The sequence below is a fragment of the Litoribrevibacter albus genome (genome assembly GCF_030159995.1).
Classification (GTDB): Bacteria; Pseudomonadota; Gammaproteobacteria; order Pseudomonadales; family Litoribrevibacteraceae; genus Litoribrevibacter; species Litoribrevibacter albus.
Window position 1 is genome coordinate 116,569 of sequence record NZ_BSNM01000026.1, and the last position, 24,161, is coordinate 140,729.

General features: G+C 49.2%; 19 protein-coding genes and 1 pseudogene. 15 read left to right on the top strand and 5 right to left on the bottom strand.

The features are described from left to right. Positions 1-4: 4 nt before the first annotated feature. The 3 genes from QQL66_RS19265 to QQL66_RS19275 all read right to left on the bottom strand — a co-directional run bounded on the left by QQL66_RS19265 (position 5) and on the right by QQL66_RS19275 (position 1,908). On the bottom strand, positions 5-544 hold the full coding sequence (locus tag QQL66_RS19265; protein ID WP_284383715.1) for a class I SAM-dependent methyltransferase: 540 nt from the start codon (positions 542-544) through the stop codon (positions 5-7). A 90-nt stretch (positions 545-634) separates the two neighbouring features. Further along, positions 635-835: a tautomerase family protein gene (locus QQL66_RS19270; RefSeq protein WP_284383716.1), complete on the bottom strand. Its 201-nt coding sequence runs from the start codon at positions 833-835 to the stop codon at positions 635-637. A gap of 59 nt (positions 836-894) precedes the next feature. Continuing rightward, positions 895-1,908 (bottom strand): DMT family transporter, encoded by a 1,014-nt coding sequence (locus tag QQL66_RS19275; RefSeq protein WP_284383717.1) that lies wholly within the window; start codon positions 1,906-1,908, stop codon positions 895-897. Positions 1,909-2,044: 136 nt separating this feature from the next. On the opposite strand from QQL66_RS19275, the gene QQL66_RS19280 reads away from it, so the two are divergent. Continuing rightward, positions 2,045-2,914 (top strand): LysR substrate-binding domain-containing protein, encoded by an 870-nt coding sequence (locus QQL66_RS19280; RefSeq protein ID WP_284383718.1) that lies wholly within the window; start codon positions 2,045-2,047, stop codon positions 2,912-2,914. Positions 2,915-2,983: 69 nt separating this feature from the next. On the opposite strand, the gene QQL66_RS19285 is transcribed toward QQL66_RS19280, so the two are convergent. Further along, entirely contained in the window at positions 2,984-3,490 is a 507-nt protein-coding gene (locus QQL66_RS19285; protein WP_284383720.1) for a nuclear transport factor 2 family protein, read from the bottom strand. 109 nt (positions 3,491-3,599) lie between these two features. On the opposite strand from QQL66_RS19285, the gene QQL66_RS19290 reads away from it, so the two are divergent. The 3 genes from QQL66_RS19290 to QQL66_RS19300 all read left to right on the top strand — a co-directional run bounded on the left by QQL66_RS19290 (position 3,600) and on the right by QQL66_RS19300 (position 7,300). Next, positions 3,600-4,553: a GlxA family transcriptional regulator gene (locus QQL66_RS19290; protein ID WP_284383722.1), complete on the top strand. Its 954-nt coding sequence runs from the start codon at positions 3,600-3,602 to the stop codon at positions 4,551-4,553. 360 nt (positions 4,554-4,913) lie between these two features. After that, complete coding sequence (locus QQL66_RS19295) at positions 4,914-5,972, top strand: ABC transporter substrate-binding protein (protein ID WP_284383724.1); 1,059 nt, start codon at positions 4,914-4,916, stop codon at positions 5,970-5,972. A gap of 23 nt (positions 5,973-5,995) precedes the next feature. Beyond that, positions 5,996-7,300: a GGDEF domain-containing protein gene (locus QQL66_RS19300; RefSeq protein ID WP_284383725.1), complete on the top strand. Its 1,305-nt coding sequence runs from the start codon at positions 5,996-5,998 to the stop codon at positions 7,298-7,300. Positions 7,301-7,308: 8 nt separating this feature from the next. Here the strand turns inward: QQL66_RS19300 and QQL66_RS19305 are convergent, their stop codons facing one another. Then, positions 7,309-7,731: a CBS domain-containing protein gene (locus QQL66_RS19305; RefSeq protein WP_284383726.1), complete on the bottom strand. Its 423-nt coding sequence runs from the start codon at positions 7,729-7,731 to the stop codon at positions 7,309-7,311. 259 nt (positions 7,732-7,990) lie between these two features. Here QQL66_RS19305 and QQL66_RS19310 point away from each other — a divergent pair, with 259 nt between their 5' ends. The 11 genes and pseudogenes from QQL66_RS19310 to QQL66_RS19355 all read left to right on the top strand — a co-directional run bounded on the left by QQL66_RS19310 (position 7,991) and on the right by QQL66_RS19355 (position 24,118). Continuing rightward, the gene (locus QQL66_RS19310; RefSeq protein ID WP_284383728.1) at positions 7,991-14,209 is read left to right on the top strand and encodes a beta strand repeat-containing protein; all 6,219 of its coding nucleotides are present in this window, start codon (positions 7,991-7,993) and stop codon (positions 14,207-14,209) included. Next, positions 14,172-15,098, top strand: a complete 927-nt coding sequence (locus QQL66_RS19315; protein ID WP_284383731.1) for a hypothetical protein — start codon at positions 14,172-14,174, stop codon at positions 15,096-15,098. Before QQL66_RS19310 ends, QQL66_RS19315 begins: the two co-directional genes overlap by 38 nt. After that, a complete protein-coding gene (locus QQL66_RS19320; protein ID WP_284383732.1) occupies positions 15,098-17,419 on the top strand; it encodes a hypothetical protein in 2,322 nt (773 codons plus the stop codon). Before QQL66_RS19315 ends, QQL66_RS19320 begins: the two co-directional genes overlap by 1 nt. Positions 17,420-17,681: 262 nt before the next feature. Beyond that, on the top strand, positions 17,682-17,930 hold the full coding sequence (locus tag QQL66_RS19325; protein WP_284383734.1) for a hypothetical protein: 249 nt from the start codon (positions 17,682-17,684) through the stop codon (positions 17,928-17,930). A gap of 547 nt (positions 17,931-18,477) precedes the next feature. After that, a pseudogene (locus tag QQL66_RS21270) lies at positions 18,478-18,654 on the top strand (hypothetical protein); the annotation flags it as partial. A gap of 72 nt (positions 18,655-18,726) precedes the next feature. Continuing rightward, positions 18,727-19,359: a sulfurtransferase gene (locus QQL66_RS19330; RefSeq protein WP_284383735.1), complete on the top strand. Its 633-nt coding sequence runs from the start codon at positions 18,727-18,729 to the stop codon at positions 19,357-19,359. 157 nt (positions 19,360-19,516) lie between these two features. Then, entirely contained in the window at positions 19,517-20,131 is a 615-nt protein-coding gene (locus QQL66_RS19335) for a TetR/AcrR family transcriptional regulator (protein WP_284383736.1), read from the top strand. A 223-nt stretch (positions 20,132-20,354) separates the two neighbouring features. Further along, positions 20,355-21,383, top strand: coding sequence for an HlyD family secretion protein (locus tag QQL66_RS19340; protein WP_284383738.1), 1,029 nt, complete (start codon positions 20,355-20,357; stop codon positions 21,381-21,383). An 8-nt stretch (positions 21,384-21,391) separates the two neighbouring features. Continuing rightward, a complete protein-coding gene (locus tag QQL66_RS19345) occupies positions 21,392-22,960 on the top strand; it encodes an MFS transporter (protein WP_284383740.1) in 1,569 nt (522 codons plus the stop codon). Positions 22,961-23,184: 224 nt separating this feature from the next. Further along, positions 23,185-23,592, top strand: a complete 408-nt coding sequence (locus QQL66_RS19350; RefSeq protein WP_284383742.1) for a hypothetical protein — start codon at positions 23,185-23,187, stop codon at positions 23,590-23,592. A 124-nt stretch (positions 23,593-23,716) separates the two neighbouring features. Next, the gene (locus QQL66_RS19355) at positions 23,717-24,118 is read left to right on the top strand and encodes a cupin domain-containing protein (protein ID WP_284383744.1); all 402 of its coding nucleotides are present in this window, start codon (positions 23,717-23,719) and stop codon (positions 24,116-24,118) included. The last annotated feature ends 43 nt before the right edge of the window (positions 24,119-24,161 follow it).

The window sequence follows — 24,161 nt, forward strand, 5'->3', positions numbered from 1 at the left end:
GTCATTAGCCAATTTTATAGAGGTAAATGGGCGAGCGGTAAAAGTCACGAATCTGTTCACGACGGATGGCGTGATGTTGCGGCAAGGCGAAGTTGTTGCTGATCACAAATCGAGGGGATGAACCCGGTTCCGCAATGCGCTCTGCTATCTGTTGCATGGCTGATGGAAATAGATAGCAGAGTAAGGTGGCGTGCTCAGGCCAGGGCGATTTTAAGAAATCGGTTCGATGGAGCGTCAGGTTGTCTAATCGCAACAGCGATTTTAGACAGACACTGACGGCCCAGGGAATCCATGACACTTCATAGCCATAGACTTGCCGCTGTGGATACCGCTTGGCCAGTCGAATTGCCAGGTTTCCCCAACCGCTGCCGAGATCCACTAACGGGGTATCGTCCGTTTGATCGGCCATTGATTCAATGACTCGGTAGGCCTTAATAGAACTGGGCATGGGTGAAATGCCTGATTGAATGGTCCCAAACAGAATCAACACTATCACCAACAAGAGCAAAAGAACCAAGGCGATCATTAACGGAGAAATTGTCACGTACCTAGAGCCTGTAAAGTTTGAGGAACATAAGTGCAGGCAGTATCGGTCAATTTCTTCTGAAAGTTAAGGAACCTCTTAACAAGCCGTTTAAGATTGTTTTCGCAGCTGTGTGACTGTGTCTCCCCCTATGCCCCAGTTATCGGTATTGACCTCTTCAATGATCACAAAGGTGGTTTTGGGGTTCTTGTTCAGTACGTCCACCAGTAGTTGGGTGGCACCTTCAATCAGGGCCTGCTTTTGTTCCGGGGTTACACCTTCGTCGGTAATCTTAATGTTTACGTAAGGCATCTTGTGTCTCCATGCTTTATTTCAATGATTGGTTTAAATGATTGTCTTAATTATTGGTTTTACTGATTGCTTGATGTGTTGTTGATAGAAACCGCCCGGTTAAAGTGTTTCCTTAACAAAAAGGGGGTAACGGGCTTCGCTTGGTTTGCCAGCCAGACTCCGAAACTGACCAGGCCAAAGGCACACAGTAAGGGTGTGGTTAAGGGTTCGTCGAAGATCACCGTAGATGCTACTCCGGCCAGAATCGGCACCAGTGCCATCATTGCGCCCATAGCTGGCGCACCAATGGTTTGAACCGCCCGAACGTATAACAACATCTGGATGATGGTCGCCATCACGCCTTGATAGAAGGCCTGCAATGCAATGTCTTTCCAAAGTGGGAGATGGCTTTGCATCGACGTAACTAGCTCCATGCTGATCTGTTTTGGCAGCCAGATCAGATACACCGGCATGTACAGGCAGAAGGTGATCATCGCCAGACTGACCGTGGCCTGCCAAGGCGTAATCTGCCACTTGCTGAGTAATACCGAGTACAGTGCCCAGCACAAACCGGCCAGCACCACTAACCCGTGCCCCCAATGCAAACCATGTCCTTCGTGCAATGCTGACCCGGAATGCGTGGTGTTCCATGCTTGCCATAGAAGTATGCCAACGCCGATGGTGATGACCGTCAGGCCGAGCCACTTCTGTTTGGGAATCGCAACCTTGAGCAAAGGAATCGATAAAATACTGATTGCCAGAGGCATTAATCCAGGTAACAGCACCGACGTGTGTGAGGCCGGTGTCGTTTCAAAGCCATTAAAGGCAAAAAGTGCGTAAAGTAACGCGCCAATCAAACTGCTGACGATCAGTTTCGGTTGCCATAAACGAAAGCGAAATTTCCACCAGAGTGGCAGTAACACCAGGCTACAGGTGGTATAGCGAATGGCGATGACATCGTAAGGTGTCAGGTCGCTGATGCCACCTTGTCTGGAAACCAAAATAAACCCGGACCAGATCAGAACCGCCAATATGGCACAAAGATAACCCGTCAATTTGGGGGAGTTAGATGGTTGAATCGAAAGGGTTGGCATGATGATGACCTCAAATAGGAAGCTAGAAACTATATGAGGTATACTTATTCATTAATATTGAATTATTAAGAATTTAATATTCACTAAATATGAATGAGTGTTGCATTTTCTAACGCCATTGAATGGGAGTACGAGCGTGGAACTGTCTGATCTTAAAGTGTTTTGTGCGGTGGCTGAGCAGGGAGGGGTGATCCGGGCGGCGGAGCAGTTGCACCGGGTGCCTTCCAACGTTACGGCTCGTATTCAGAAGTTGGAATCAGAGCTGGGCCGGTCTTTGTTTCACCGAGATAGAAACCGCCTCAAAATCTCGCCCGCCGGGGAGCAGTTACTCAGCTACGCCAAGCGGATTTTATCCCTGGCGGATCAGGCGATAGAGCAGTTCAGCAGTGATCAACCCTCTGGCGTATTAAGAGTAGGGTCGATGGAAGCCGTGGCGGCTTCTCGATTGAGTGCAATTCTGTATGAGTATCATACGGCGTATCCTGATGTTTCATTAGAAGTGAAGACCCGGCCAACGGGAGATTTGATCGAGTTTGTCTTGAACGGTCAGCTGGATGTAGCACTGGTGGCTGATCCTAATGCCGATGAACGATTGGAACGTATGCCTGTCTTTAAAGAAACGCTGGTGCTGGTGTCTGAAAAGAGCATGACGGATATTTCCGATCCTTCACAACTGGGCGTTGAGCCTACATTACTTGGGTTCAGTAATCAGTGCGCCTATCGTAATCGTTTGACGCAATGGGTCAAGCAAGTGAATTTGGTGGCTAAGGTGGTGGAAATTAATTCCTATCACACCTTGCTGAATTGTGTCACAGCAGGGATGGGTGTCGGTTTGGTGCCTGAGAAACTGCTGGAGTTATACCCTTTCGCCAAGGATTTAAGAACTCATCCATTACCTGACAACCTGGCGACAACGATCACCACCGCAATCTGGCGGAAGGATTCGTCGCGCCCCAGCGTCAGTGCCTATTTAGACATTCTCAAAGGGGCATCAAACCTAACTTAAGGTCGCATCACACTCTGGTTACAAGGATATTCTGGTTACAAGGATATTCTGGTTACAAGGATATTCTGGCTACTGTGAGTATTCTGGATGCTTTTTGATGAAATGGCTCAGGTTGGTATTTGCCATTGTTTGTACTTTATTTCGGAAGAAACCACTCCAACCTAATAGGTAGGCGGGTAAACCAACGGCCTGACGACTCCAGCGCCAGAAATCAAACGTGTCCTTGTGGCGATAAATTTTGCCGTCCTTGAATTCGAATTGGGCATCAATGATGTTGTGGACGAAACGGCCTGTTTGGCTGAAGGTGTATTTGGGTTCCCAGTGGGCGGTGATCTGGCCAGCGTTATCATCGACTGAAAAAGTCAGCGTTAAATCGGTGCCTCGTGTGACTAGCATATGCCACATAGCCGCGATCTCTTTGCCTCTCAGTTGAAAGGCTTCGTCTTCAAAGTAAGCGTCCGGGTGATAACAGTCTGCCATCGTCTGATAATCTTTGTTTTGAAACGCGGTGTAAAACCGATCAATCAGTGCTTTATGTTCACCAATGTCGGAGGTGTGTGTGTTGGCCATGTTCATTGTGTGCTCCTTAGAATTTGACTTCATACAGTCTAGCTCTTGTGTTTCTATTTAATAAGTGACATAAAAGACAACTTAGGTAGCTGAATAAGTCATGTGAAGATAATTTATGAAATCCATAGCTGTACTAGCTCCGAAAGGGTGTCCATTGACGTCGGTGTCCGGCCCTCTGGAAATGCTGATGCTCGCCAACGCTCGTAGCGAGAGAACACGACGATTGGAGTTGGCGTTGGTGTCGGCAGATACCGCTGCAATTGCTTGTCAGGGCGGATTTCAGCTACAGGGGCACATCGGATTGGATGACCAGACCCAATACGACTGTGTGGTGATCGGGGCCATTGGTCCGCCGAACAAGGAGTCGCTGTCTTTTGATCCGGCTACCGTGCAATGGTTAATTCGTCAGCATCAAGGCGGTGCACGCTTAGTGAGCATTTGTACGGGGGCCTTTCTGCTGGCCGCAACTGGTTTACTGGACGGGCGACGGGCTACGACGCATTGGGCGATGGCCTCTGTATTCACTCAACTTTATCCTCTGGTGCTATTAGATCCTGCTCAAATGGTTACTATGGATCAGACCCTGTGGTGCTCAGGCGGTGCCAGCAGTTATCAGGACATCACCTTGCTGTTAATCCGGGACTACTATGGTGATGCGGTTGCCGAGCAAGTCGCCAAGCTGGTTTTGATTGATTTAGATCGCACCAGTCAGTTGAAATACATGCACTTTATCCCGGCACGACAGCATCAGGACGAAATCATTCATCAGGTTCAAAATCGCCTGGAAGAAGATTGGCGTTCGGCGTCTGTGGTGTCATTGGCGGAGGGCGTTCATCTCAGTGAACGGCAATTCAAGCGCCGCTTTAAACAAGCCACAGGGTTATCACCACTGGAATATCTTCAAGCGGTTCGTATCGAACATGCCAAACGCGCCTTGGCTCACTCCCAAACCGGAATCGAACAAGTAGCTCTGTCGGTTGGCTACGAAGACGTTCGCTTCTTTCGTAAGCTATTCAAACGTCAGGTGGGGGTTTCTCCTTCAGAGTTTCGCGATAAAAGCCGTTTTTAAGGAATCCAGTGCTTGGCTTGTGAGATTTTGGCTAATACCGTGTTAGGAAAATACAGTAAGTTTCTCTGAGTCCGAGCTATCTTTTTCCTTGTTGTTCTCTTTATTGTCCCTCTCTGAAAGATGCGTCGTTTGCCCGGCTGTGCTTATTTGTGGCGCCGATAGTCTCATAGGTTTGTCGAGAATGTAGTTGCCATAAGGGTCACTCGTTATTGCGTTTGATAAAAGTTTGCGTGAATTGTGCTGCTGGAAAAACCCCTTGCCCTAAACCAGACTTATAACATTACTTAGGCGTAGTTTGCCTGAGAAAGCCTCAGGGAGGCAGGTGACCCCAAAACTACAGCGATATGGAGCAGCTAAGGAATGCAAACCGAGATAGGCACATCGAAACATCAGCGTTTCATTCGAATTGGGGCGGTGATACTGAGTGTTTTCGTACTGATAGGCGTGGTGTTTTTCGCTACTAAGCAGGGGGCAAATCTGGATGTGCCTGCTATTCGAATTGCTGTGTCGAAAACCCCCTTATCTGCCCCTGTGTTCATTGCTGATGAAATGGGATTCTTCGATGAGTATTGCTCGGAGGTCGAGCTAATTGAGGTTGTGGGCGGACGGCGTAGTTTTGAAAAGATGGCGTCCGGTCAGGCTGACTTTGCCACAAGCTCTGATTCTGTGATTGTTTATAAATCCTTTGCACGGTCTGACTTTGTTACCTTGGCCAGCTTTGTTCATGCCGATAATGATGTGAAGTTTATTACCCGTGAAGATATGTCGTTGGTGCAGGGAAAAGACTTCCGATATCGGAAAATAGCTGTGACCAAAGGTACTGCCAGTGAATATTTTTTAAGTACCTATTTAGCTCTGGAAGGGGTTGATAGAAGCGAGGTTACATTGGTTGATACACCGCCGGACAAAATTCCTGACGTTCTGGCCTCTGGCGAAGTGGATGCCATTGCACCGTGGGAACCCTATGGATACAAAACGGTTCAATTGTTAAAAGGTACGGCCAATGTCTTGCCGACAAAGAATTTGTATTCCTTGAGTTTCAATTTAATTGGATCTAAATCGAATGTTCAGTCCCAGCCTCAAAAAGCAGAATGTGTATTGCATGCATTAAGTGATGCCATTGATTACATCTCTGGCAATCATTCAAAGACTCAGGAGGTCATTGGGCGGCGGTTGAATCTGGAAAACGACTTCATTTTTTGGATCTGGCCTGATTATATTTTCAAACTTTCCTTGAATAGATCCTTGATCATGGGGCTGCAAAGTCAGGCCGAGTGGGTTGTTCAATCAGGTGTGATCAAAGATAGGGGGGTTCCTGATTTTAAGGAGGTAGTGAACCCGACTCCGTTGGCGAAAGTTAAACCCGAAGCGGTTTCCTTGCTGATTCAACGATCCTTGAGTGCTGTGTCTGAAAATTAGAGAACCTTTATGAGATCACTTGAATGAAGCTAAGAACACAACTGTTTATCTTTCCTATGGGCGTGGTCTTTATCACCGTTTGTATCTTTATCAGTTTGATGTGGATTTGGAGGCAGTCGGATTCTGTATTGGAACGAGAAGAGTATGTTGCTGAAATTCACTCTCTGGTTGGGCAGCTTGAAAGCAATTTATTACTGTATGAAGAAAATCCTACCCGAGCTTATATCTATCGCTGGGAGGAACGGCATAAGCAATTGACGATGGTGTTGCACCATTCACCTACCTTGCCGTCGGATCAGCAAACGCTGCTCAACAGCATCAAAGGTTTAAATCGTGGTTTGAACGTTCTGTTTGAACGTTTGCAGTACTTATCCCGTAATTCGACGCCTGAAACCGATGCCTTGAGACGGCACTTCAAAGACAAGTTGGTGACACAGTTAGAAACCATTGTGGAAGACTCGAAGCAGCTGGTGGTGATGGCCCGTCAATCCCTTCGGGACAGCCAGTTAAATCAGATCATTATGATAGGGAGTATTTTGCTCATTGGTGCCCTGCTTTTGTCTTTGTTGGCGATGAGCTTGTCGGTTCGAATCAGGAATTATCTTGATCTCTTGAAGGGCGGTATTAAAGCGCTAGAGGCAGGTAATTTTAGTAATAAGTTAACGAGTGCCGGTGAAGATGAGTTCTGTGAGTTCATTAATGAATTCAATCAAATGCAGAAAACATTGGAAGAGACCACCATTTCCCGGGATGCGTTACAGAAAGAGATTGATCAACGCACTTATGCCTTAAAGCACATTGCCAGTACTGATCCTCTCACGCAAGTCTCTAATCGCCGAAAACTCATGGAGCAGGCGGAGCTTGAAATGGCCCGAGCTTCCAGACACAAGTCGCCTTTATCTTTGCTCTTGATCGATGCGGATCATTTCAAAAAAATTAACGATAGCTATGGTCATGCTGTGGGTGATCAGGTGTTGATTCACTTGTGTCGTTTGAGTGAAGCCGTTATGCGGGAGAACGATCTAATTGCTCGTTACGGTGGGGAAGAATTTGTGATTTTATTACCTCACACGGACTTGTCTGGTGCGGGCGAGTTAGCGGGTCGTATTCAACAACGTTTGAAAGATCAACCTTTTAAACATGAAGGGCAGGTTATTCCGATCACCATCAGTGTTGGTGTAGCCAGCTACACCTATGATCAAAGTTTTGCGGATTTGATTGCCCAGGCTGACAGAGCCTTATATCAAGCGAAGCAGTCTGGCCGGAATTGCATCCGGCTCTCTGAACCGAAGGTGGTGCTCCCGGCTTCGGATCAGAGTCTTCATTAGATTGAACATCATGCATGTAAATTGCACCGGGCTTGGTTGTCCATCAAGGCATGTAAAACGTCCTGGCGGGCAATGACTCCCTCCAATTTGTCTCCCTCAACCACCGGGTACATCTCCGGTTTTTTATCCAACATGGCAATGGCCAGATCCACCACGCTGTCGGAAGGCGCAACCGTCACCAACTGATGATTCATAACATCACAGGCCAGGGCCGGTTGGTCACAGTGGTAACTGGTTTTTAACAGGGTTTTGAGGCAGTCATATTCCGAAATGAAACCAATTAACCGCTGTTCCTGATCGACCACTGGCGCGCCGCTTAGGTGGTGTTCTTCAAGAATTTTAATTACTTCCAGAATCGGAGTGTCGCAGTGAATACGGGTGACGTTTTTCTCGGCGATGGATCGCATGTAGTGTCGTACGCTGTTGTTCATGGTTTCACCTACTGTCTCATGGCTGTTTTTTTTGGCGCTTACTATGTGGCCTATACGGACAGAGAATAGAGAGAAGTAATTTATAGTTAAAATTAAATAAATCTATATTTGTAATAGGTGTAGGTTATTTTGTGTTGATTAACTACAGTTGATTATTCTGATTCTGAGAGAGTGTGTTCTGTTTTTGTATAAAGGTCGGTGATCTGATTCCTTTAAGGAGTGTCTAGACTGAAAAAATGACCTTCGAAAAGGTGTACCAGTGAAAACCCTAGTCCACTCCCTGCTCAGATCCGCTCCACTATTGGTTTTGATGAGCCCACAGGCCCAGGCTGTTGTTACCTACAACGGAACGGATGGCGTTCAGGCCAACATTTTCAACAGCAACAGTGTGCAGGTGTGTACGGGCTGTCATAACAGTGCGCTGGTGGGGGCAGTGGCCCGGAGTTCGGCACCTGACGGTGTCAATTTTGATAACTACGCAGAAGCAACCGCCACGGTTTCCGATCTTGATTTTAGTGGCGTCATCGATGGCAATGATGCCAATCATGTGCGTGCTAGCTTTCGGGTGAACGCCGGCACTATGCCGCCCAATGGCGCGCTTAATACCACAGAGAAAAGTCTGATTGCGCAATGGGTCTCGGACGGCGGACTGGAAAATGCGGCTCCGGCGGCGACCACCAGTGCCGCCAGTTCAGTCAGTAAGTATCAGGCGACTTTCAATGGTTCTGTCTATGAGAACGGAGCAGATACGACGGTGACTTTTGCCTATGGCACCAGCTCGATGAGTCTCACCTCGAATAAGGCGGCCACGTCGCCTTCCGGTACGGGAGGGGGAATCAGTGCCGGGGCGGTTTCGGCCACTCAGACCAGTTTAAATTGCGGCACCACCTACTATTTTCGATTGGAAGCCACAAATTCGGTGGGCAGTAACAATGGCTCGACTTTAAACTTTACCACCAGTGCCTGTAATGTGGCGCCGACCATTACCTCTACCGCCGGCACGACGGCTACCGAAGATCAGCAATACAGCTATCAGCTCACCATTACCGACCCGGACGATAGTAACAATGGCACCGACCTGAGCTTCAGTCTCACCAATGAGCCAACCGGCATGACGGTGTCGACCACCGGATTGATCACCTGGACGCCGACAGAAGGGGTTACCAGTTCGGGTGCTGTCACCGTGACGGTGGCTGATGGCGGTGAAGATGGCGCCAGCTCGGACTCCGAAATTTTCACTGTCAGTGTCACCGCTGTGAACGATTCCCCCAGTATTACCTCAACTGCAGGCACCACGGCCACCGAAGATCAGCAGTACAGCTATCAACTCACTGTGTCTGACCCGGACGATTCCAACAATGGCACGGATCTGAGCTTTTCGCTCACCAATGAGCCTTCGGGGATGGTGGTTTCAACCACGGGCTTGGTGACCTGGACTCCGACGGAAGGCGTGAGTTCATCAGGAGCGGTCACTGTGACGGTGGCCGATGGCGGTGAAGATGGCGCTACCAGTGACAGCGAAATATTTACGGTCAGTGTAACGGCAGTGAATGACTCGCCAGCCATCACTTCAACAGCGGGCACCACCGCAACCGAAGACATCGCTTACAGCTATCAAGTGACGGTGTCTGACCCGGACGACAGTAACAACGGCACGGATTTAAGTTTCTCTCTCACGAATCAACCTACGGGTATGACGGTATCAAGCACAGGCTTGATTACATGGACAGCCACGGAAGGCGTATCTTCTTCAGGCCAGGTAACGGTCACTGTGGCAGATGGTGGTGAAGACGGCGCCACCAGTGACAGTGAACAGTTTACTGTGTTGGTCACCGCAGTGAATGACAGCCCGAGTATTACTTCAACGGCTTCGACGACGGCCACCGAAGATCAGCAGTACAGTTACCAGATTACCGTTTCCGATCCAGACGACAGCAATAATGGCACGGATATCACCTTTGCCTTATCAAACGAGCCGTCGGGCATGACCGTCTCCTCGACGGGGTTGGTCACCTGGACCCCCGCTAATGGCGTCACAAGTTCCGGACAGGTAACCGTAACCGTTGCTGATGGAGGGGAAGACGGGGCAACCTCTGCGACGGAGAACTGGACGGTCACCGTCACTGCGGTGAATGACCCTCCGACGATTACCTCTACCGCTGGTACAACGGCGACAGAAGACATTCAATACTCCTATCAAGTGGTGGTCAGTGACCCGGATGACAGCAATAACGGCACGGACATTGGCTTTGTTCTTACCAATGCGCCGACAGGTATGGCTGTGTCCTCCACAGGCCTAATCACATGGACGCCGACCGAAGGTGTCAGTACCTCTGGTCAGGTGACCTTAACCGTCTCGGACGGTGGTGAAGATGGTGCCGCTAGTGATACGGAACAATTCACCGTGTCGGTTACTGCCGTGAATGACAGCCCGACCATTACTTCGGCCGCATCGACCTCAGCCATTGAAGCCGAACTTTATAGTTACCAAGTGACGGTCTCCGATCCCGACGACAGCAATAACGGCATTGATTTGAGCTTTGCTTTGTCGAATGAGCCGGCGGGCATGACGGTTTCTGCAACTGGCTTGGTGACTTGGACGCCCACCAACGGCGTGTTAAGTTCCGGGTTAGTGACGGTTACCGTATCGGATGGCGGGGAAGATGGTGCTACCTCGGACACTCAGGATTGGACCATTACTGTGGATGCGGTGAATGATCCGCCGGTGATTACTTCTACAGCAGGTACGACGGCGACGGAAGACATTGAGTACAGTTATCAGGTGGTGGTCAGTGATCCCGATGACAGCAACAACGGTACGGATATTAGCTTCAGTCTCACCAATGCGCCGACAGGTATGGCGGTGTCTTCTACCGGGTTGGTGACCTGGACACCCACCGAAGGTATCAGCACATCGGGACAGGTGACCTTAACCGTGGCCGATGGTGGGGAAAGTGGCGCGTTACCGGATACGGAACTCTTTACGATTTCGGTGACATCGGTCAACGATAGCCCGACCATTACCTCGGCGGCCTCGACCTCTGCCGTTGAAGATCAAGCATACAGCTATCAGGTGGTGGTTTCCGATCCGGACGACAGTAACAACGGCACCGACATCAGTTTTGCATTATCCAATGAACCCTCTGGCATGGCGATTTCTTCCACCGGCTTGATCACCTGGACGCCAACCAATGGCGTGACATCCTCAGGCCAGGTGACGGTCACCGTTACCGATGGCGGCGAGGACGGTGCTACTTCAGCCACACAAAGCTGGACCATCAGTGTTGATGCGGTGAATGATCCGCCTACCATCACGTCCACTGCCGGTACCTCAGCCACCGAAGACATAGAATACAGCTATCAGGTGACGGTGGATGACCCTGATGACAGCAACAACGGCACAGACATTAGCTTTAGTCTCAGCAATGCGCCGACGGGCATGGTGGTGTCTTCCACAGGTTTGATCAGTTGGACGCCCACCGAAGGCGTCAGCACCTCCGGTCAAGTGACCTTAACCGTATCCGATGGCGGGGAGAACAGTGCTCAGCCGGCTACCGAACTCTTCACTATTAGCGTCACCGCCGTCAACGATGCGCCAGTGTTTAGCTCAACGGCAGTGACTACGGCCACCGAAGATATTCTCTATCAATACGATGCCAATGCCTCTGACGAAGATGGTGATAGCCTGACCTTCAGCTTGGTGACGGCTCCGACCGACATGACCATCGACGCTCAAACCGGGGTGATCTCCTGGACACCGTTGGAAGGCGTCACTTCTGCCAATGTGGCCGTGGCGGTATCGGATGGCACGGAGCAGGTGGCCCAAAGTTTTGCGATTACTGTCACGGCGGTGAATGACGCACCAACTATTACCAGTACCGAAGTTACGACCGCTACTGAAGATGAAGCCTACCAATACCAGATTACGGCTACTGATCCTGAAGATGACTCGTTAACCTTCACCCTGACCAGCGGTCCGGATGGCATGACCATCACAAATACCGGATTGATTTCTTGGACTCCGCAGAACGGTGTCAGCTCAGGCTCGGTCGCATTAGAAGTGTCGGACGGCAGTTTGACGGATTCACAATCGTTCACCGTTTCAGTAACCGCAGTAAATGACCCTGTGTCTGTGACCCCTCCAGCAGCTCAGGCGTTAGTCGAGCTGTCTGCGTGGCAATTGCAGTTGGTGGTGTCTGACGTGGATGACAGCAACGATGGCACTGGTATCACCTTTAGCTTACTCAGCGCACCGACTGGATTGACTGTATCGTCTACAGGTTTGTTGAGTTGGCTGCCGGGGCAGAATACGGCAGGCAGTTATACCCTGATGGTGAGTGTGGCCGACGGTTTGGAAGACGGGGCAACCGCCGCGCAAGTCTCGATTGCATTGACCGTGGACTTACTTGATGGCGATGGTGATACCGTGGCTGACTATGTGGATAACTGCCCGACCACGGCCAATACCGATCAACTGGATACCGATTCGGATACTTTGGGTAATGCCTGTGATCTCGATGACGACGGTGATGGTTTACCTGATGCGATAGAAGAGCAATTTGGTTTGAACCCGCTTGACCCTGCCGATGCTTCGTTGGATTTGGACGGCGACAGTTTAACCAACCTCGAAGAATATACCGCCTGTGCGTTATTGCAGGATGAACAGTGTGCTTCGTTGAATGTGGACAGCGTAGCCCCTGTAATCAGCTTTGACTCGCCAGTGACCTTTGATGCCGAAGCGTATCTGACGACTGTGTCTTTAACTGCATCGGCCACCGATGGTAATGACGGTGTGGTCGATACCACCATCACCCATGTAGATGATGAAATTATGATTTCGGTGGATGGTACGGCATCGTTACGCCCTGGCGTTCATCAGGTGACCTGGCAGGCTATCGATCAGGCGGGTAACAGAACCAGCGCAATACAGGAGGTCAGGGTTCGTCCCGCTCTTGTCTTCGGCGGTTCGTCTGTGACGGGGGAAGGCGCGACGCTTTCGATTCCGCTGTCGTTGGATGGCGATGCCATTGCTTATCCGGTGACGGTGACGTTGAGCGCATCGGGCAGTGCTTCCGGCGAGGATTATGCGCTTGCCAGTTCTGACATCATTATTGATGACACAGATGGCAGTGAAAGAAATAGCGCGACCGTGGAGCTGACGATTCTGTCCGATCAATTGCTGGAATCGGATGAGAGCATTGTGCTCTCGGTGGCCTCGGTCAGTGACGGTGCCTATCTTGGTGACGTCAACGAATACGAGGTGTTGATTGTGGATCGCAACGTCGCACCGCAATTGGATGTGACGCTAACCCAAAGCGATAACATCAGTCGACGGGTCTATCAGGATGCGGGGACAGTCACCCTTTCTGCTGCCGCCAGTGATGCCAATGACGACAACCTGACGTTGACCTGGCATCTCGACGCCATTGCCGATGCTCTTTCTAATGATGTTCTACCGTCTGCTTCAGACGCTGCATTAACGTCTGCCTCGGAACTACAGGAAACGCAATCCTTTGATCCTCAACAGCTCGACGCCAATCAGACTTATGAGATCAGTGTTGTTGTGTCTGATGGGGTGCTCAGTACCGAGACTTCTGTTTCTTTCTTGGTGGAAGCAGAACAACCGACCTTACTTGCCATACGGGATTCCGATGGTGATGGCATTGACGACCTTACCGAAGGGCTTACGGACTCGGACGGCGATGGCGTGGCGGATTATCAAGACGCTGTGAATGATGTCACCCGGTTATCGGCCACGACCTTAGGGTCAGAAACCACGGATTTCATCGAAGTTGAAGCCGGCCTGCAAATGACCATAGGTGCGACCGCATTGGCGAATAATCAGGGTGGCGCATTTGTCCGAAGTGACGACCTGACCGATGAAAACGGCAATGTGATTTCTGATGGTGATTTCTCGGTTGTCGGTGGCTTATATGACTTTGAAGTAAAAGGACTGACCGAAGCCAACCGTGTCGCCCGATTGGTGATTCCACTAACCCAGAGTGTTCCGGCGATTGCCAGTTACCGTAAGTTCGCCGATGGGGAATGGTATGAATTTGTCGAAACCAGTACCGACTTCATTGAGTCGGCCAGTCGAGTTAATGGCTACTGTCCGCCACCGGGCAATGAGCAATATCAGAGCGGCTTGCTACGCTTTGCCGATTGTTTGCAACTGAACATCTCAGACGGCGGGCCGAACGATGCAGATGGCGAGGTCAATGGCGTGATTGTGGACCCGAGTGGCGTCGCGACGGTGTCTTCCGAAGCGTCCGGTGAGAGCTTGTCGGCACCGAAGGGGCAACCTTCCGGCTCGGGTGGCAGTTTCGGTTTCTGGGCAATTCTCGGGTTATTGGCTTTACTGATAGGAAAGGGCTGGATGAGATTATCGCCAGCCAGGGTTCATTCCTACGCGCACATTCGTTGCACTGATAAGAATAAATTTGGTAAGGAGTCAGGGATTGATGTTTACCCCTCGTAAGACGAGTCTTACATCGCTCGGTTTGTCTTTGCTGCTGACCTGCTCGTCTGTGAGCTGGGCGGAAGAACCTTCGTTCTTTGTGGACTCCGAACTCACGGTTGGCTACGACGATAACCTTTCCCAGGCGGAACGTGAACGCGACACCATTGAAGATCATTTTGTGGAAGGCGAGATCGGCTTGCTGATGAATCAGGAACTGAACTTTCACTCGGCGTTTTCGCTAAAGGGCTTTCTCTCCGGGCAAGCCTATGAAACCGCCCGCAGTATGAGTCGGGGCTCGGTGGGGGTGGAAGCCTCCATCCGTTATCAACCCACCTTTGGGTTTCTCGAACCCTTCTATCGGTTGTCCGTCACGGCGCAAATGGATGAGTACGAATCCGAACAACGGGACAGCGACGTCATCAAAGCGCAGCTGGTGGCAACCAAACGGATTACTGATCGGCTGACGTCCAGCCTGGGGACGGAATATCGATACCGGGATTCCGATGGTAGCGTCTGGGATACCGAGGATGTCCGCGTGTTTCTCAATGGCGATCTTATGTTAACCAAGGATCTGGCCTTGTACTCCACCTACAGTTTTTTGAAAGGGGACGTGACCTCTTCCGCACAGGTGACCTTCTGTAATGGTGTCGTCGCCGATGATATCTATGGCCTGATTCAGGCGTCTACCGAGTTGGAAGTCGACGAAGCCTTATCCGAGGACTTTTGCGGCACCTGGGTGGCGTATCGGCTCGATGCAACCACTCATGCCTTTGTAGCTGGGCTGAATCAGGGCTTCGGCCACAGTTGGTCGCTTGATGCTTCGGTGCTGTGGGCGTCGGTCAATGGCGAGGGTAATAACGATTACTATCGTCGGATTTATCGTTTGTCTGTATTGGCGAGGTTTTGATGATGGCATTTAAACCTCTTTGGCGTGTGTGTTCTCACTCAAAACCTTCGTGGCTGTTGGTGGTCGTGTGTGTGTCTTTGCTGGGCTTAACCGGCTGTGACGGGCGCGATGATACCGAAGTGGAGCCGGTGACGGTGGATGCCTCCACGACGCCGGACAGCTTCCTTTCCTTTATTAATGATCAGGCGAAATTTGGTGTGGGTGACTATCAAGTGGTGGTCTCCCCTGAAACCGATGGCGCATCGGGCAGTTACCAATTAACGGTGACACTGCCGGACGGTTCCAGCCAAAGCTTTTCCGGCAGTTGGCCTGTGGTCAGTGGTTCAACCGTCAGTGGTTCCGCTGGCAGTGGTTTGGCTGGCAGTGGTTTGGCTGGCAGCGCAGCAACGCCGGAGAATAACCCGTCTCATGACCTCACGCTTAGTCAGTCAGGTGCTTTGTCGTTCAGTTTAAATTCCAGCATCGCCGGGCATCTGTATTTGATGAAAAACGGCTCGGTCATTGCCGATGAAGGTGCGAATGAGGCCGGCACATCAACGTCATTAAGTTGGACTCTGGATGCCTCAGAGATCGATTCGCAAGCCTATGCCGAAGCCTATTATGAGTTAATCGATCCGAACGACGAACGCACAACTCTGGCGGATTGGAAACGCACCAACGGCTTTGATCAAGGTGGCGTGACTCATGTGGTCTTCCGGGACACCAAAGACTTAGGTTATGGCCGGGACATGTACGCGCGCACCACCGAAGACGGCGGCTTGGCTTTTTATGTGGATAACTACGTGGTGATTTTTCAGGAAGGCAGCAGCTCTAACTATGGGCCTTTGAACCTGGATGCGGCCTTGGCTCAGGATCGCAATCGCCACATCGGCACTAATGCCATTGAGTTTTCGAGGCTCGATCTGGACGACCCTGATTCACCCCGTATATTGAAATTTTTTACCTTTTCACCGGAAGACGGTAACGGTGACCAATCCCGAATTCTGAAAGCGAATCTCGATGGCCGAGGCATTAAGTACATGCCGACTATGTGTTTGGTGTGTCATGGCGGGACCATGCTGCCGTTGAATGAGGACGGCTCTTTCCCTGAACAATCGGTGTTGACGGCCAAATTTAATCGTTTGGAACTGGACTCTTTTGAATATGGCGAGGAGTCCGGCCAGACACGAACCGATCAGGAAGCCAGCCTGAAATTGCTGAATCAGTGGATTCTCAACAGCTATCAGGAAATTACCGAACGGGATGCGAACACTCGTGGTAAATGGTGGGGTGACTTTGCTATCGATATTTTGGAAGGCCACTATGGGGGCGAAAGTTTACCCAACGACAGTTATCAAGAGGATATTCCTGAAGGTTGGCAAGCCTCGGATTCCCGGCCTGAAGGCGTGGAGTTGTTGTACACCGAAGTGATAGAACCGCACTGTGTCAGCTGCCATTCATTACGAGGTACCGAAGCGGGGAACCGTGAAACCACCTTAGTGAACGGTGAACTGATCAGCCTGGCGAATGCCATCTCCTTTTCTTCTTACGAACAGTTCATCAGTTACAACGATAAGATCATCGAATACGTCTTTCGCCGTGGTGTGATGCCCTTGTCGCTGCGGAACTATGAAAAATTCTGGGATGACCCTGAAGGCGCGCCCTCACGCTTGGCCTCCTTCCTGGCTGGCTTTGATGTCTTCAATGCCAACAGAGAAGTGGAAGAACCCGGCGCACCGTATGCTCGCCCAGGTGAAGATCGCCAAGCGCAAAGCCCGGTACAGCTCACCGCGTCGGAAAGCTTATTCAGTGATCGCTACTCATGGGCTGTGGTTGATGCGCCGGTGGGAGCGAACTTTAGCTTCAGCTCAGATACTGTAATCAGCCCGATATTTACGACGGACACCGATGGCGATTATGACATTGAATTAACTGTCGGGAACGACTCTGGCGCTACCGATACCAGCGGCTTCACTCTAACCATCGACAGCCAAGGCATTGACCAACGCGCATTAACCTTCGTGGACGATATTCGCCCCATACTGGGCAGTGACACCCGGACCCGATGCAGCGCCTGCCATAACGACACCACCGGACGACAAGGTATTCCTGTTTACTACGACGACAGCAACCCCAACCAATATCTCGATGTGCGTGCCCGAGTCAACTTGGCCTCCCCACAAGACAGCCTACTGTTACTAAAACCGACTCAACGCCAACACGGCGGCGGCATTCAAATCTTCCGCAACACCCTCTATGGCGAAACCACCTATCAAACACTGCTCAACTGGATTCGTGAAGGCGCGGTGTGCGGTGACGATGAAAACATCTGCCCTGAATAGAGTTTTGTATTTGAATAACGTTTCATGATCCTAACTTCGGCTGGGATTTTTTGTATTTGTTGAACAACTCCTGGCTGGAAACGACAGCTTATCATCATCAGTGCGACGAAGTTTGGGGATGAAGTCTTTCTGAATGTGTATTAAGTTATTGTTTTATGAAACATGCGTCAGGGAGTGCGGCGCAAAATAGGAAAACTGATCTTGCACTCTTAAGACGCAGAATTGTGTTGTTATGTTCAATCGGCTATAGGGAATCATTTAGATGCCTGATAAAACTGAAGGAAATATGTTTTCTGATCTATCTGATCACGAACTAGTTGAGACCTATCAAAATGTAGCTGATCCGATGGCACTAGAAATGCTGAGGGCCGAAGAACGACGTAGGAATTCTGATAGGGCTTTGGATCAAGCAACTAAATCAAACAAAATTGCCATTGGATCACTTGCTATAGCGTTTGCCAGTCTTATCGTTGCAATAATTGCCATTATCAAAAAACTTGAGGTAGCTTAAATTGCTTGATTCGGGATCTCTCATTCTTGGTTTGATATTTGGCTCAATAGGGCTGGGGTACTTCATTTATGGCAAGAAGCAGGCAAATGTTGTCATACGTTACACTGGCATTGCTCTTATGATTTACCCCTATTTCATCGAAAACCATTTTGCTGTGCTTGGGGTGGGCATCTTATTAATGGCTCTGCCAAAGTTCGTTGAATTATAGGCTTTATCTACTTGGAAACCGGGTATATCGAGGCCAGCTAGCGGGATCGAAAAATCGTTGCTTTGTTTTTATTTTTCAGTCCAGTAGCCCTGAATATTAGGGGACGTTTCGAATTGAGCCGAGGCAGCGTAATTGGGCGTTCATGTCGTGGAAGGAAAGGCGTAGACCTTCTAGACTTTTAGATATCGAAGAGTACAAATCCATTGTCTATCAATTTGTTCATAAGTTATCTAAGGACGCTGTGGACTTTGGAAGAGACAATACCTAACTTCAGCTTGTGATTGAATTTGGGCAATGGCTAGGCGTTAGACACTGGGGCAGCTCCCCAGGGAGATAGCCATGAGTGAATTCAATCCGCATACACCAGAAACAGAGCCTCTTCCTCCTCTCGTCGAGACAGAATGGTTAGAGCAACACCTCAATGATCCTGATCTACGAATCGTAGATGCCACAGTGCAAGTTAAGCTCTGGCCATTCCCGCGTGTTAGAAGTGGCTGGCGTGAGTTTAAGCGTAGCCACATTCCAGGTGCAACATTTGCCGATCTCTTGAAAATATCGGACCCCAAACGTCCTTCCCGCACATTCACAATGCCAACTGAGGAATGGTTCGCCGACCATATGGGCCAACTTGGTATCGGGAAAGACACTCGTGTCGTGTTATACGATGCGCGGGAGAATATGTGGGCGACGCGTTTGTGGTGGATGCTTCGCACCTTCGGTTTTGATGACGCAGCGGTTCTCAATGGTGGTTGGACGGCTTGGCAGCTTGAAGGGCGTCCGGTTTCTTCGAAACCTTGTGTGTATCCGGCTACAAGATTCATCCCGCATGTCCGACCGGAACTCATTGTTGGCAAAGAGGACGTGCTGACAGCGATCGAAGATTCAACCACCTGCATCGTCAATGCACTGGGCCGTCGTCAACATCGTGGTGAGCGTAAAGAATATGGGGGCCGAGGGCATATTCCGGGCGCAAAAAATGTGACCGCATGGGAAATTCTTGATCGTAAGACGATGCGATATCGTCCGCTCGAAGAATTGCGTAAGTTGTTTCTCCCTATGATGAAGGCTGAACGTGTTATTACCTACTGTGGTGGCGGTATTGCGGCTTCGAGCGATGCGTTTGTTCTTCATTTGCTAGGACATCAAAACGTGGCCGTTTACGACGGAGGGCTTATGGAGTGGTCGGCTGATCGTAGTTTGCCTCTTGAACGCGGAGATTAACGGGCGTACGTTCGTTGTGATATCTAATGGAAAGTTCCTTGGGTCATTGGATAGATAGGGTCTTAGTTTAATATTCAAAATATAATACTATTGAGTACTATATTGATGGATAGTCTTTCCTGCCTTTAACCCTGCTAGAGTATTGAAGAGAGAACCAATGCGACCTTCGAGTTTAAAAAAGCGACAACGTTATCTGGAAACAGCAACAGAACTTTTTTTGGAGCAGGGATATGAAAATACGGGGTTGGATCAGCTAATTGAACTCTGCGGTGGTTCCAAGCTGACCTTGTATAGTTACTTTGGCGATAAGATGGGACTATTGAAGGCGGTCGTTACGGAAATGACCGAGCAGTTTCAGGAAATCATAAAGTTTGAGGCGGTGGCTGATGTCTCGATCCAAGAACAATTGGTGCAATTTGCTCATAAATACCTGAGGTTTATTTACAGTCCGCCATTATTGAAGCTTTGCAGGCTGGTCATCACTCAAACTCAGAATGCCCCTGAATTAGTGAAGTATTTCCTTGAACGTGGGCCCTATCATTCGCAATCTACCTTGCAATCATTTCTTGATGAGCAAAGCCAATTGGGACATCTTCAGATTGAAAATACTCGTTTGGCCTGCGAACAACTGCTGGGGGCTCTTAGAGGTAACTGCTATTTCGATGCTCTGATTGCTAATCGGTTACCGAGTGAATCAGAACGTGATGAGTATGCTGTACATACGGTTGAGGCTTTTCTGCGCAGTTATCAGGATGGTCACACGGAAAGGTAGCTTTCCTGATCAATTTTATAAATGTAGTAGCCCTATAAATGGGCTAACTATGTTTTCCACTCATCTGTAATTCCAACTTCATCCTATCGGTTTTCTATTGGATCAATTGCAATCGATTTGCTCTTAGATATAATACTGTACAGTACAGTACAGTATTATATCTAGGTGGGTATGATGCTGAGCTAGAGACTCGGTGTTATCCGTAAAAGATGAGGTAGTGACTATGACTATAAAGGCGAAATTGAAGAAAGGTATTGTGGCGTGTGTATTAGCAACGGCTGCAATCGGGTTTTATATCTACCTAGTGCCACGAGCCGGCGTCATGGTCACTGATAACGCTTATGTGCATGGTGAGATTTCACTCATCAGTGCCGAAGTTGCGGGTATCGTGACTCAGGTCTATGTCAATGATAATCAGCCCGTACAGGCAGGTGATCTATTGGCGGAATTGGATAAACGTGATTTCCTGGCTCGTCGAGATCAGGCGCAAAGTTCGCTTGCTATGGCAGAAGCTTCTATTGCCAACGCCGATCAACGGATTGAAGTTCAGAAGGTCAATATTGACGAGGTGGCGACGGTCATTGCAGCGGCACAGGCCGATGCCAACTTTCAGTATAGGGAGTGGCAGCGCTTCGCTGAGCTTCTGAGAAAGAATATGATCTCAAGTTCAAGTCATGACGCACAACATAATCGTATGAAGCAGTCCCGGGCAGCTTTGAAGGCGGCCAAACTAAAATTGACAGCGGCCGAACAACAACTCACTACTTTGCTGACAGAAAGAGAGAAGTTAGTTGCTCAGCGGGATGTAGCCAAGGCAAGCCTGGAATTAGCTGTTCTTGATTTGGAGGATACCGAAATTCGTGCACCTATTAGTGGTGTGATTGGAAATCGGGCAATTCGTACAGGCCGTTATGTCAATAAGGGAAATCCGTTGTTGGCGATCGTTCCTGTGGATGATATTTGGATTGAAGCCAATTATAAGGAAAACCAGATTACTAATATTCGATCCGGACAAAAGGTTGAAATCAAATTGGACAGTTTTCCAGATCATCATTTGGAAGGAAAGGTAATGAGTGCCGCACCTGCAACGGGAGCCCAGTTCAGCTTGTTGCCACCCGATAACGCAACCGGGAATTTTGTCAAAATTGTGCAACGCGTACCGGTGAAAATTTCGATACAGCTCCCCGATGGTCTTCGGGGGCGGGTTGTTCCCGGCTTATCGGCCGAAGTTGAAATTGATACTAATAGCTAGGCTCGAATATGAAGGTTCAAACGTTCCCTCTTATTGCTTTAGCAATATTAGCTCTCATTCCGCAGGGAATAACTGGCGAAATCTATAGCACAGGCGCCTTGGAAATTGCTGGCACTCTTGGGTTATCCGCAGATGAAGCAACTTGGCTAAAAACGTTGAATATGTTTGGTCAATTGGCGTCTTTCCCTTTAGCTGCCTGGCTGGCTTACCGTATTGGAAATCGCAACTTGTTTCGGCTTGGTGCTGGCATTGGTTTGCTCAGTGCTTTGGTGAGTAGTCTATGGATGAATCCGGCTCCGCAAATGATTGCTTGGCTCGGTCATGGTATTTCGGCATCGTTTCTGTTGTTGTGTGCACACAGAATGGTATTAACCAACTTGAGTTTCCGTACCATCGCTCTGGTTGAAGGGGGGATGCTGCTCTGTGTGGTGTTAATTCCCTTGAGTCTGTACCCGATTATCCTTGCTCAACTGGCTGAAAATAATCTTTGGCACTGGTCTTTCGCTGTTCAGGTTGTGCCTTTTCTGATGATGTTGTATTGGGGGCGTTTTGGGCGGTGGCCCTGTCCGGATCAAAGGCAGGCGATTCGGTTTAACGGGTTGCAAGCTGTGTTGTTGAGCAGTGCAATTTGCGGCATTACTTATTTGCTGCTGCGCGGGGAACGCTTTAATTGGTTCCGAGATCCTCAAATTGTTTTTCTCTCTCTACTAACTTTAGTGCTGTTAGTGTTGGCAATCATGGCGATACACCGTCACTGGGGCACTGGGGAATATATTCGTTGTAACGCGCTAGCAAGCCCTCACGGTAAGGTTGGTATGATCGATGCCGCTGTTGCTGGATTTGTAATTATGGGGACGACTATTTTGGTCTCAGTCTACGTAACACAGGTGATGCATTATAGTCATGAACAACTGGGCGAGTTGGAAGTAATCGGATTTGGCGGCATGCTTGCTGGTCTGATGATTGCGCTGTGGGTAACCAGCAGTCCGGCTCGGAATCCAGAAAGTGTAATTCCTCTGGGTGTGGGGATTATGTTGTTGGCATGTTGGTTGTTGACTGGCAGCAACGCCTATAGTGGTGCTGCAGATCTCTGGACTGCGATATTGTTAAAGGGATTGGCTGTGGGAATTCTGAACATTACCCTGACTGTTCATATCCTGCGAAGCTTCCCTAGAGATCAAGCTGCTGAGGGAATAGCCTGGTTCTATCTGTTTCGAAACCTCGGTTCCATGCTGGCAATTACCGAATTTTCACGGTTGATGTGCATTGAAACGGCAAACTCCGTCAGTCGGCTGGCTGAGAATTACAATGTCATTAGTGAAACCTTTTCTCTTCATCAGGAAAGGGTCGGCGCAATGTTACAGCAGAGTGTCATTTCACCGAGTGCTGAGCAAGCTGCGGCTCTCATGGGAGGGCATCTCCAAACCCAGGCTATGTCGGTAGCCGGCATTAATAATTTCCAGTGGATTATTTTCTCTATCGGTATTTTGGTGCCTATTATGGCCGCTGTTATGAAATGGGCCCGTAGTCATAATCATCATAATGAAGATCAAATAAAGGCCATCGAAACGACTTAATTCAAATGACGTTTTAGATAATTTCTGACCAAGGATGGTTCCGGTGAAATATGTTCAAGCCAGCAACCATAAAGCGCCTGTTTGGCTTGATGTGAAGAAAATTACTTCAAAGCTATAAAGGATTATCACAAAGGACTTATCACGCACTGCTATAGTTAGAACGGTTTTGTTAGAAGAGCAGTAGCTAGAAGATCACAACAGACTTGTTTTCAAAGGGTGGCACCATGAAAAAAGTTCTTTGTACTATCGTTCTCTCTTTAGCCTCATTTCATGCGGTTGCTAATTCAATTGTTGATCAATGGAAGGCGGGCTTATCGGGTGCCCGATTAACCTCATATTCCGGGTCCGCCATAAGTTCAAACAGTACGCTTACGATTATTAACTTTTGTCGAAACGGCCGGTATTCCTATTACAAAGAGGGAAGTTGGTCTGTGCCGGGAACGGCCGGCGGCGCATCTAATAATACCGTGACAGGTACATGGGACATTCAGCTCATAAACGGTGTTACCGTTCTGACCTATTCGACGGATCGGGGAGAGCAAGGTATGTTTCCCATCTATTTACAAAACAATGGGCGAGTAAATATAGGTGGCGCAGCCTATGCTGTGGAGCAAGGGCGGTCGGGGTGTTAATCATTAACGGATAATCATGTTATTTAAAATGTTAAATAACAACAAAGCGTAGGATAGTATCTAGCATCTGGAAAAAGGGATCGGGACGTTATTCATACCCTCGTTAGATGTTTTGGAGTCTGCTTTGAATTTAAGGAAAGCCGCCAGCTTGATTGTGTTAGGTGTATCACTATCTACTCAAGCAATCAGTGCTGAGAAACCGGTAAGGGAAGATAAGTTTTTCCGGAGCGTAGAGGTAGCCGGAAACTCTGGATTTGTTAAATCTCAACGCATTGAGATTCCCCCAGGTTTTGCAGCCCCTTCTCATGTTCATCCTGTACCTACCTTCGGAGTCGTGAACCAAGGCACCATCGCTTATCAAGAGGAAGGCGGTGAGGAAACCATGTTGAACGAAGGTGATACTTTCTTTGAGCCTCAGGATGTGAATATTCTGAAGTTCAATAACACGGGCAGTGATACGGCGGTGTTCACCGTGTTTTATATTGTCGATAAACAAGAATCTCCTACCTTGCACATCAATCGCTGAGCATCAAAATAACGCTGCTGTTATTTGCCTCTGGTCTACACTG